Below are 11128 nucleotides of genomic sequence, written 5' to 3' on the forward strand. Positions count from 1 at the left end.
ATTATTAATCATTCGATATCTCAAACTCCCCCTTAAGGATAAACTATCTTTGAGGGGGTTATGTTTGATTACATCACCTAGTTAAATATGCTTGAGCAGATATCTTTTCGGTTTTATAACTCACGTTTCGGACAAACGAACTTGCTTCGTCCAGAGCCTTCCCGGATGTGGCAAATACCTCATCGTCTTCCATGAAGATATTCTCTATTCCAACATGTTGAATAATGTGCATTTTATCTAACATACGTAATATTTTAGGAGTGACTCCAGATAGAATAACTCTCTTTTCTTCCGCTAATGCACGGTTAATAAATCCCTCGATAACTTCCAAAGCAGTAATATCGATTATTAATACACTTTTGAAACGAATAAGGAAAACCTTAGAGTTGGAGTAAGAGTCACTCAACTTCTTGTCCAAATCGGCCGAGGAACCAAAATATAAATTTCCTTCTAGTTGAAGAATTGAGATAGATGTGTCTTGTCCATTGCCGATTTGCTCCACAAATTGCCCATCATTCCCTCTGACCGGTTCAAGAGTTTTGACAGTTGCTACACCGGAATCTTTGAGATAGAGCAATAATGAGATTGCAACTCCAGCATAAATAGCTTGTTCTAAATGAGGTGCGAAGACGGTAGTCAACATGGTTACGAGCAATACTGCGGCATCATTGCGGTTGGTTGTTAATACTTTTGCTAAAGCTTTTTTATCAATCATGGAGTAGGCAACCAGCATGATAACCCCAGCCAAACTCGCATTTGGGATATACCTCGCAAAGGGTGCGAAAAAAACCAAAACCATGAGTATTATCAGGCCTACCAGTACGCCGGTTACTCTTGTTTTACCCCCATTTTGATAAGTAATAGCCGAACGAGTAAAGGAACCGGAACCTGCTATACTGCTAAAAAAAGAACCTCCTAAATTTGCCATTCCCTGGCCTATAAATTCCTGATTTGGATCTATTTTTTGATGTGTTTTAGAGGCGATGGCCTTGGAGATTGATACTGCTTCAACCAAACCAATAATAGCTATGACAACTGCCCCTGTTCCCAAATCACCGATAGCCGAGAGAGTGAAATTAGGTATACTTAAAGGCGGGATGGCTTGAGGTATTTGCCCTACAACCTTAACTCCATATTTTTCTAAGCCTAAAATCATTACTAAAAGTACTGAGAAAATAACCCCTAATAAAGCTCCGGGCAAATTTTTATTAATTCTTTTAAGGAATATTATTACTGCCATAGTAAAGATTCCAATACTAAAGGCGTGATAATTAATTTTATCAATACTTTGAAAACATGCAATAACCTTGCCTATACTCGAAAGGTGTCCACTTGTCAACGTAATACCCATTAAATTATTAAGTTGTCCCATAGCGATGATAATACCTGCTCCGGCGGTAAAGCCAACTATTACTGCGTGGGAAACATAGTTGACTAGAGAGCCCAGTCTCAGAACACCCATTGTAAGCTGAATGGTTCCCACTAAAAATGTTAGAAGAAATAAGTTGCCAAAAAAATTTTCACTCCCGACAAAGGGTATCATGTAGGACGCTATTAAGAGACAGATGGCGTTAGTAGGTCCCGTGGCTAACTGATTGGAACTGCCAAAGGAGGATGCGATGATTGTTAGCACAATACCGGAGTAGAGGCCGTAAGCCGGGTGTACACCTGCGATCATTGCATACGCCATAGTTTGTGGTAAAGCAACTACGGCAACTGTTAGCGCAGCAATCAAATCAAATCTGAAATTTCTTTTATCATAATTGATTAAGGTATCTAGAATCGGGATAAATTTGACAATGTTCATAATTATTGCCCCCCAACAAAGTAAATTGTGAAACATGGTGCGTTTTAAGGCGATTCTCTGACGTCCAAGAACTACCTTCCATTTATCTAAGTGCACTCAATTAGTTATTGATGCAATTATCATGCCAGCAATATTACTTCAATTCATCCAGATGTTTGTGTTATTTTAGACATATAAATCTGTTGGCGAGTCAATATCTAGGGTTCAAAAGAACCGAGGAACCTGTTTTCTCCCGAATTATTGCTCTTTACAACAGGAATTCATTATCTGTTTGTTTTTAAACAGTTGCAATTGGATTGCCTGAATTCAGGCTGTGGTATTTTATCAAAGAAGACGACTCAAATTTAGAAAAAAATTCGAATCGTCTTCTTTGATATAGATCCTAGTTAAATCAGCATTTGTCTAATGTTTGATCATCATGCCAGAGCCAATCACCGAAGAAAGCCAAAAAACCCCAAATAAATTTCAAAGCATCCATATTTATCCTCCTTTCCTTCTTCATGACCATTTGGTCCTCTGATAAGTGTCGCTTATCAAATCCATATTTTCAGACTGTCTTTGTTTTCAATGAACAGATCGGCAATCTTTGTTGCAACGTCATGATAGTGACCTTTGCCTTCTTCCCAATCCTTAATGCTAGTAGTAGCCCTCATTGTTCGACGATTTAAAGGAATCCAATTTGTTTGGGTTATGTCAAAGTTTGCAATAGATCGCTCAAATTCATCTCCTAAGTTACTAGTACTCCAATAATTAGGTTCTTTTTCAAGTCTTGTATCCAAGACACGCCTCACAAACTCAGTTGTAATGGTTCCAAAAGTAATTATAAGTTTAGGTTGATATTCTGAGACACTTTTCTTTAACATTGCAATGTTATTATTTGCTTCCGACTCATTGGAGGTATTAGAAACTCTTCCAATATTGCTTACTGCATTCTTAATATAAATATTTCTACTGTTAATTCTTGCATGAAGTTTGCGATATACTTTGTCCTGAATCTCATACATTATTGGATTCCAAATATTAAGAACGTCAGTGGGGTATTTGGGATTAACTAAGAGCCAAATCGGAAAAGATCTATCTCCGGATTCTTTCATCATGCTATCAACAGAAATTGAATAATTATCGAGTAATAAGCTGGGCAAACGAATCCCGCCTTTCAGTGAATTATATTGAAATCTAATGTTTTGCATAGAGTATATTGATTATGAATATTTTGGTTTGCTATAGACTCAATAATCTCATATGTTATGCTTTGATTATGTGGGAGAGAGGTTGTCTTTAATAAGCTAATTTCTAACGCATAATTGATCTGTTGTTACTCGCTCTTGAATTTTGTCCTGATTTAGAGTCCGGAATTTCCGCATCACTTCCACAATAAGCTTGCTCGTTTCAATCTCATTATGAATATTGCAAGTATCAAACAATTCTTGAACCCATACTGTGAATTGATTTGTAGTCATGACAATTACCTCCTAAAATGAAATATATTAAAAAGCCCCGCGAAGCATTGGTCGGTATACCTGCATAAATACAATACATACTTACCTTTCATTTCATTTTTCTGAGTGCAACTTAGTAATTACTCATGCAATTATAGTGCCAGCCATTTTACTCGTTTTCCAGATGAGTTTTGTATGTTTTCAGACATATGCATCTACAGTAGAGCAAACACTTAGAGTTTGAATGCACCTAAAGAACTTCTAAATACTTCTTATCGTGCTCTTTATTACCAGGCATTCTCCTTTTGTTTGTTTTTAAACAGTCACAAGTGAATTGTCTGAATTCACGCTAAGGGGGCGTTTACTTGTTAAGACTAAAAAATAAATCCTTCGCTTCTCAAATAATGTTCACTGTTTCAGCCATTTTGCTGATCCCCATACTCGTGATGACGTATGATATCTTTTTTTCCAGTGCCAAAGATGAAATGCTATTAAAAACCAAGGAAGAGCGATTAGGGACTATGGTTAATGCCACAGTTCAGAGTTTAACTGAAGTTTTGGACCGTTCGAATCTAGAGTACAATACCCCGCTCTCTAAAAAGGATATAAATATAGTCGCCAATGCCTTTGAAATAATTGCCAAACCATTGTCAGACGGGAACCCGGGAGTACGCTTGGGTTTGTACATTCCAGAAACTAATGATCTGTTCGTCTATGGTTTTCTACATCAATATCGGCCTCAAACGCCCGAGGAAATAAAGGCAAGAGAGTATCGAATTTTAGACGAAGCTTCCTCAGGGCTAGTAGCTGTTAATGCGACTAAAGAGCCGCTTTCCCGTATCGCAGGTTCTCAAGGAAACCAAGCTTTTGAATATTTAATGCCCGTGATGCAACAAGGAAAACTGATCGCTATAGCTTGGGCAGACGAACAGGTTCATCCGGTCTTTGCACAGAGCAGGCAATTCAGTCTGATCACTCGATACATGACGCTTTTAGGACTGATATTTGGCCTAGGAACTGCTCTTTATGTCATTCACAACTTGGCCGCTGAGGTACAAGTGATTAAAAACGGAATTTTGAGTATGCAGGAAGACAGTGAAAAAAGACTGCCTGCGATGCCTGGGGAAATCGGGGAAGTTGTCCAAGCCATTAACAACATGGCTGATAACTTAAAGGAAAAGAAACGACTAGAAGAAGAATTGAGGCGGTCGGAAAGACTGGTAGCATTGGGTCGACTTGTTACAGGGGTAGCACATGAGTTGAGAAATCCTTTGGCGATTGTTAAAGCCACTGTCCAAGTTATGGAGGGAGAGTTCAAAACACAACAAGGGTTGAGGGAATATACGAAGGTGATTTGTGATCAAGTTGATCGAGGAAATCTTGTTATTAAAGAGTTGCTGGACTTTGGTCGTCCTTGTAAACCAATCGTTAGTCCAACCGAGTTGAACCGTTTACTGGAATCCGTTCTTATCTTTACCTTCCCAATGCTACGGCAAAATAATATTGAGTTGGAGAAAAGGTTTGAACCTAACCTTCCTTTAGTAAACATCGATATGGATAGGATGAAACAGGTTTTTGTCAATTTAATTATTAATGCTATTCAAGCGATGGAGGGGGGAGGTAAACTGATCATTGAATCGATCGTCAAGGAAGAAACAATTGAAGTAATTTTCACCGATTCGGGTACAGGGATCGAGCCTAACGATCTTTCACGTGTTTTTGATCCGTTTTACACGACTAGGGATGATGGGGCTGGGTTAGGATTGTCTATCAGTTATCAAATTATCCACATGCACATGGGGAAAATCTGGGTTTTTGAAACTTCCCCAAAAGGGACTGCTATGGCTGTGAGTATTCCTAAATCAAACCTGCTTACAAACGAATGATGATTCGTAACACAATAATCTGATTAAAGATGATATCAATAAAGGGCTATGAAATAATAAAGAAATAGCACAGACCTCCTTTTTCGCACAAAAATACTCCGAAGAGAAACATTTCTCTCGGAGTTTTTTGTGATAATAGATCTAATTAATTAAGAAAGTTTTGGACTGATATAGTTATAGCCCATATTCATTGCAATGGAGACGATTTAGGAAGGGGACACATCTCTAATAGCCTATTTTTTACGTGGAAAAGGGGGGATGGAACAGCAACGTTAATAAGTTCAGATGATTACTGCTGAATTATCTGGTTAACCATCGATTTAGCAATAGTGTAAAGCGATTATGAGCATTTTGATTTGCTATAGACGCATTGCGAGCACAATGATACTCTTTACTTGTGAGTATAGTCACATAACAAATAGAAGGGAGATTGAAAATAACAACTAAAAAGGCATGAAAAAACATTCTAACCTTTTAAGGAAGTATAGGCTTTGAGTGATTGGAGGGGTGCATGAACAAATAAAGGAGGGAAGTGATATTAAACGTTCTAAATAAATAAAAAAAGCAGCCTCGTAAGGCCGCTAAGAAATTTAATCGTAATTGTATTATAACACAAAAATGCAGAAAAGTGTGAGACCATGTTTGCAATTATTTGTTTAGGTAATTGGGTTAATGACCATAGTACTGTACAAGCAGCACCTAAAAAATGATAGAGGGGTGTGTTAAAAATGAGTGGTAATAATGCAAAGCGAACTTTCTTTATTTTGCTTGGAGTAGCATTATTTTTGGTATTCTTTTATGCTCCACAGTTTGGAGCGGCGGTAGATCCTTCTGGGAAATCCTTCGAGTTAAGCCAACAAGGTAAAGCGGCGATTGGTTTATTCTTTCTGGCCAGTATTTGGTGGGTATTTGAGGTGACTCCCATTGGTGTTACCAGTATTATGATTGGGGTTGTGCAGGCTTTATTTCTAATACGTCCCGCAAAAGATGCGTTTAGAGATTTTATGGACCCTACGGTATTGTTTATTTTAGGATCACTGCTTATAGGTCTGGCTTTCACCAAGGCTGGAATAACCAAAAGAATTGCCTATAAGATGTTGGACATTGTGGGTGAAGATACCAGAAAGATTTTATTAGGGGTATTTGTTATTACGGCATTATTAACCCATATCATGGCCCATACGGCCGTGGCGGCTACAATGTTTCCAATTTTAGTGACAATTCTGGCCTTGTATAATGGAGATAATTCCGATGGCAAGCCTTCAAAATTTGGTAAGGCTTTGTTCATAGGGATGGCCTACACAGCAGGTGCTGGAAGTATTTGCACTTTATTGGGCGGTGCTCGTAACCCCGCTGCGGTTGGTTTTTATACAGAGTTTACAGGCGTCGAGGTTTCTTTTGTTGACTTTTCGCTCCACTTGGCACCTTTTGGTTGGGCAACTGTATTTCTTATTTGGGCTTTGTTAATGGTTATTTATAAGCCGGAAAAAACTAAGATCCCTGGGTTGCGTGAGAAGGCTAGATCAGAGTATGCAAAACTTGGCCCAATTAAAAAGAATGAAATATTCGTAGGCGTCGTTGTTGTTTTTGCACTGGCTATGCTTGTGTTACAAGCCGTTATTCCGGCATTAAAGACAATGGATCGTTCGGTTCCGTTGTTGCTCGCTGGTGTACTGTTCTTCCTTGCTAATGTATTGACTGTTGAGGATCTGGAGAAAAAAATCCCTTGGAACATCGTTTTACTGTTCTCCGGTGCCATGAGCATAGGTTTCTGCCTATGGCAGACAGGTGCAGCTCAGTGGATCGCCATCAAGTGGTTGGGAATGCTTGCTGGTGCACACTGGTTGGTCTTTGTGTTAGCGGTTTGTTTCCTTGTACTGATTATGACAAACTTTATTATGAATGTAGCGGCTATTGCCATTACCCTGCCTGTAGCTCTTGTCATGGCTCAGTATCTCGGAGTTAACCCGGAACTTATCCTGTATGGTGCCACTGCAATGGCTGGTATGCCCTTCTTACTCCTGATTGGAGCTGCTCCTAACGCAATGGCCTATGAGTCTAAGCAGTTTACCACGGGTGAATTTTTTGTAAGTGGTATCCCTGCAAGTGCGCTTATCATGGGGGTCCTGGTACTCATGACTTTTACCTACTGGCCAATTGTAGGGCTGTCACCACTTCTAAAGTAGGTTAGTAGAAGTAATTATGAACTGATACACCTGGGTTTTGATCTAGGTGTATCAACTTTAAATTTGATTAATATTTTGAATTAGAATTGAGGGGATGTCGGTGGAAGGTAACAGCCAAATAATATATGCTACTGCGGTATTTTTAATTTCCTATGCAATTATTATCTCCGAAAAGATTCACAGGACAGTTGTCGCCTTATTTGGGGGAATGCTTGTCATCATAGGCGGGGTTATAAGCCAAGAACAAGCGATTGAGGCTATTGACTTCAATACCATTGGGCTATTAGTGGGAATGATGGTCATTGTGGGAATAGCCAGAAACTCAGGGCTTTTTGAATACCTGGCAGTATGGTCTGCCAAACAAAGTAAGGGAGATCCTTTGAAGATTATGGTCTCACTTACAATTATCACAGCAATCCTTTCTGCGCTCTTAGATAATGTTACAACGGTATTGTTAATCGTCCCTATTACCTTTTCAATTGCTAAGGCCCTGGAGATCAACCCAATGCCAATTTTATTTTCGGAAATCTTTGCGTCTAATATTGGCGGTACTTCAACTTTAATCGGTGATCCTCCTAATATTATGATTGGTTCTGCGACAGGCTTGGGCTTTATGGACTTTGTTATTAACCTTGCACCAGTTGTCATTGTAATCATGATTGTGACTGTATTATTACTAAAATTGATTTATCATAAACAAATGGTTACTCGTGAAGAATTGAAGAACAACATTATGATGATGGATCCTACCAGCGAAATAAAAGATTCGACCTTATTAAAAAAGTCACTATTTGTAATTTCGCTTACAGTTTTTGGATTTTTCATTCACAAGTATGTTCACCTTGAATCAGCTACTATTGCTCTGACTGGAGCAGCGTTACTATTGTTAATAACTCGTGATGACCCAGAGCATGCGTTAGGTGCAGTGGAATGGCCCGTGATATTCTTCTTTGCAGGACTATTTATGCTGGTTGGAGCCTTGGAACATGTGGGCGTTATTGAATGGATTGCAATGGAGTCGTTGAAATTTACGGGTGGAGAAATCTTGCCTACCGGAATGTTAATCCTTTGGCTCTCTGCTATAGCTTCGGCTTTTGTGGACAATATCCCCTTTGTGGCCACAATGATCCCCTTAATTGAGGATATGGGCAGATTAGGCGGTATTACAGACCTCAATCCTCTCTGGTGGTCATTATCCCTCGGCGCTTGCCTTGGAGGTAACGGTACAATTATTGGAGCGTCTGCCAATGTTGTGGTAGTAGGCATGGCAGAGAAAAGAGGCAACAAATTTACTTTCATAGGTTTTATGAAAGTGGCATTTCCGTTAATGATTGTTTCAATTCTCATTTCCTCGGTTTATCTGTATTTCTTCTATCTGACATAGGAAGAAATTTAATCACTGGTCAGTATCAGCATTTATTTCAATTCAATAAAGGAGAGGCCAAATTCCAGATCCCAGAGGTAAAGATGTTTTTGAGACTTTGGAATGTTAATCAAAAATAAGAAAGGAGAGATTTGTTGTCGGCTTAGCACGTGATAAATATATACCTTTAGTCGAAAGGGATTCAGGAGATATAAACTATCCGATCTGGCTATTAATTAATCCAAAATATCCTACCGTTGTCGATGACATTTGGAGACATGTCTTAGATGAAATGCAAGATAAAGTTTATAGGGAAATACACTCTAGAATTGATACTAGTAATATCTACATTAGGAGTGCAGTCAGTGATTGTGGAATAGTCCCAAGTTCATTAAATTGGTGGGGTAACGAGGTTGCATCAGAAATAAAGTTGTTAAGGAAAATTATTCTTGAATATAACCCGAAATTACTCATTTCCTTTGGCGGGTTTCCATATGAATTTTTGAGACGTGTCTTTGAAATTAAACCTAAAAAAGGACCTAAGTACTGGAGCCCTTCTATTTTAAAGAATGAATTTGATAGATCAATTAATAATTTCGATGTGGACCATACCAATATTATTCCTTTGCTTCGTCGCATAATTCCCAATGATGGCACCGAGCAATACTTTCAATATGCAGGGACAAACATATCTGAAAGGATTATTCAGAACAAGGACAGTTTAGAGATATGGATTAAATGAAATTCTATTTGTCATATTTAACTAAAAGTACTGTCCCAGAAAAGTACCTGCTTGTTTCAACTGGTACGGATCTCCACCATCATTTAAGAATTGCTCATAGTGATAAACCCAATTGTCGATTTCTGGAATAACCTTTTTCCATGAATTATCTCCTAAAATTTTGTAATACCAATACATCATTTGAGAGTTAGCTAACTTTGATGAGCAGCAATACTTCTTTTCAAATTCTAAAAGCGGTTCTAAGGATGTACTTGCGTTTTTCATTGATTGTTCCCTCCGGTCCAAGATGTGTCTAAGATATACCTGTTTCCCCTAAATTATCGCCATTACATTAAATAATTATGAAGATTTGGTTTTGCTATATACCTGATTTAAATGGGATGATAATCTATTATTGTAAAGAATGATCACTAAAGGAGGCTGGATTCCAAACTTGAACAGTCTCATAAGAAAGTTTAACCAGTTTATTTTGTTTTTAATTTCAAAACAAACTATAAAAAGCTGTCTAAAGGCCGCTAAGAAATTTAATTGCTTTCATTACACTAATATTTCACTCCATGTTGAAGGAGGGTTTTAATTATGGGAGAGGAATCTCTTGATTATGGGGTAAGGTTCACTAGGGGCAAGTTTTTAAATGTTGTACCAGTGTATCAATCTAAGGCTGATCGTGATTTTAAGTTTGAACTCTATAATAATCGGGTACGGGCTAAACGACCTGTAGCAACGCTTATTACCAGCGCGGGTACAGTTATCCGAGAAGGTATGTTTAAACGATCTTTTAATGCTACTTTGGAAATCAGACCAGATGTGCCATTTAGCCAAGAGGAATTGAGCGATTTACCAACGGACATCGCCTTGCTAATGTTTCGGGAGTTAGGAGGTAACCCCTCAGAGGAAGAATTTATTATAAAAATAACTTGCCCGATTCGAAATAATTCAGAAGAGGAGAATGATAATGTAATCTCAGAATTGTGGATGAGTGGAGTAATGAATCTAAATTGCTATAATATTTTCTCCAGCAACGCTTTAGCGATGTCTTCAGGGTATTAGAGATGGCTGAATCCAGGTTTAATGTACTGCTATATTTGGATGATTCTGAGCCTGCTTATTACGCAGTTATATACTCAGCTATGCTAATGATGAATATGCCCAACATGCATTTAACTGTTGTGAAGCTAAAAGAAAGCAGCAATGGCTTAAGGGAAAGTGAAGATAACTGGCTTAATTCGGGGTCAATCAATCTAAACTCGGACGAGATGCAAGACGTTACGGATATATTTAAAATTAGGTCAGTGGACGTTCGTCATCAGGTTATCTATTGTAATCCGAATATTCCTGATACGGTAGACGCCCTTATTGAGTTTTCAAGAAAGAAGTCAATCCAGCTAATAGTTATGGGTACTGGAGAATGTAGAACTATAAAGAATTTAATTTTCGGTAGCCTAGCGCATAACTTACAATTAAGGTCTTCTATACCGGTCTTGTTGGTTAAGAATTTTCCAGAGGATTATCTTGATAATTACAGATCAAAACCAACCCTAAGATTGTTCAAAAATGACTACTATGAAAGATAGCCTGAATTAATATGAATATCTGATATTTCTTGAAGTGTAACACTGTTACACTTCTTTATATGTTTTAGAAGGAAAACTAAGTTTCGGATTTTAGGGAACCAAAGTACCCTCGTTCAGTTTTTAAAATAAAA

General features: G+C 38.2%; 10 protein-coding genes. 6 read left to right on the top strand and 4 right to left on the bottom strand.

What is annotated here, in order from left to right:
• Positions 1 to 73: 73 nt before the first annotated feature.
• The 3 genes from BUB11_RS19760 to BUB11_RS27895 form a co-directional block, all read right to left on the bottom strand.
• Positions 74 to 1807 carry a SulP family inorganic anion transporter gene (locus BUB11_RS19760; RefSeq protein ID WP_073031618.1) on the bottom strand — a complete coding sequence of 578 codons (1734 nt, stop codon included), beginning with the start codon at positions 1805 to 1807 and terminating at the stop codon, positions 74 to 76.
• A gap of 533 nt (positions 1808 to 2340) precedes the next feature.
• On the bottom strand, positions 2341 to 2949 hold the full coding sequence (locus BUB11_RS19765; RefSeq protein WP_073031620.1) for a hypothetical protein: 609 nt from the start codon (positions 2947 to 2949) through the stop codon (positions 2341 to 2343).
• 144 nt (positions 2950 to 3093) lie between these two features.
• Positions 3094 to 3267 carry a hypothetical protein gene (locus BUB11_RS27895; RefSeq protein ID WP_200797958.1) on the bottom strand — a complete coding sequence of 58 codons (174 nt, stop codon included), beginning with the start codon at positions 3265 to 3267 and terminating at the stop codon, positions 3094 to 3096.
• A gap of 344 nt (positions 3268 to 3611) precedes the next feature.
• Here BUB11_RS27895 and BUB11_RS19770 point away from each other — a divergent pair, with 344 nt between their 5' ends.
• The 4 genes from BUB11_RS19770 to BUB11_RS19785 all read left to right on the top strand — a co-directional run bounded on the left by BUB11_RS19770 (position 3612) and on the right by BUB11_RS19785 (position 9423).
• The gene (locus tag BUB11_RS19770) at positions 3612 to 5132 is read left to right on the top strand and encodes an ATP-binding protein (protein ID WP_073031622.1); all 1521 of its coding nucleotides are present in this window, start codon (positions 3612 to 3614) and stop codon (positions 5130 to 5132) included.
• A gap of 728 nt (positions 5133 to 5860) precedes the next feature.
• The gene (locus tag BUB11_RS19775; protein WP_073031624.1) at positions 5861 to 7318 is read left to right on the top strand and encodes an SLC13 family permease; all 1458 of its coding nucleotides are present in this window, start codon (positions 5861 to 5863) and stop codon (positions 7316 to 7318) included.
• Positions 7319 to 7418: 100 nt separating this feature from the next.
• Entirely contained in the window at positions 7419 to 8702 is a 1284-nt protein-coding gene (locus BUB11_RS19780; RefSeq protein WP_073031625.1) for an ArsB/NhaD family transporter, read from the top strand.
• A 271-nt stretch (positions 8703 to 8973) separates the two neighbouring features.
• Positions 8974 to 9423 (top strand): hypothetical protein, encoded by a 450-nt coding sequence (locus tag BUB11_RS19785; protein WP_427846324.1) that lies wholly within the window; start codon positions 8974 to 8976, stop codon positions 9421 to 9423.
• 21 nt (positions 9424 to 9444) lie between these two features.
• Here BUB11_RS19785 and BUB11_RS19790 read toward each other — a convergent pair whose 3' ends face one another.
• Positions 9445 to 9687, bottom strand: coding sequence for a hypothetical protein (locus BUB11_RS19790; RefSeq protein ID WP_073031628.1), 243 nt, complete (start codon positions 9685 to 9687; stop codon positions 9445 to 9447).
• Between the two features lie 315 nt (positions 9688 to 10002).
• Between BUB11_RS19790 and BUB11_RS19795 the strand changes: the two genes are divergently transcribed.
• Positions 10003 to 10473 carry a hypothetical protein gene (locus BUB11_RS19795; protein WP_073031629.1) on the top strand — a complete coding sequence of 157 codons (471 nt, stop codon included), beginning with the start codon at positions 10003 to 10005 and terminating at the stop codon, positions 10471 to 10473.
• Positions 10474 to 10475: 2 nt separating this feature from the next.
• Positions 10476 to 10997, top strand: coding sequence for a universal stress protein (locus BUB11_RS19800; RefSeq protein WP_073031630.1), 522 nt, complete (start codon positions 10476 to 10478; stop codon positions 10995 to 10997).
• Positions 10998 to 11128 lie beyond the last annotated feature (131 nt).

The organism is Desulfosporosinus lacus DSM 15449, from assembly GCF_900129935.1.
Lineage (GTDB): Bacteria > Bacillota > Desulfitobacteriia > Desulfitobacteriales > Desulfitobacteriaceae > Desulfosporosinus > Desulfosporosinus lacus.

Coding starts and splice junctions, on each gene's coding strand:
- BUB11_RS19760 (WP_073031618.1), bottom strand. CDS start 1,807: ATGAACATTGTCAAATTTATCCCGATTCTAGATACCTTAATCAATTAT.
- BUB11_RS27895 (WP_200797958.1), bottom strand. CDS start 3,267: ATGACTACAAATCAATTCACAGTATGGGTTCAAGAATTGTTTGATACT.
- BUB11_RS19775 (WP_073031624.1), top strand. CDS start 5,861: ATGAGTGGTAATAATGCAAAGCGAACTTTCTTTATTTTGCTTGGAGTA.
- BUB11_RS19785 (WP_427846324.1), top strand. CDS start 8,974: ATGCAAGATAAAGTTTATAGGGAAATACACTCTAGAATTGATACTAGT.
- BUB11_RS19790 (WP_073031628.1), bottom strand. CDS start 9,687: ATGAAAAACGCAAGTACATCCTTAGAACCGCTTTTAGAATTTGAAAAG.
- BUB11_RS19795 (WP_073031629.1), top strand. CDS start 10,003: ATGGGAGAGGAATCTCTTGATTATGGGGTAAGGTTCACTAGGGGCAAG.
- BUB11_RS19800 (WP_073031630.1), top strand. CDS start 10,476: ATGGCTGAATCCAGGTTTAATGTACTGCTATATTTGGATGATTCTGAG.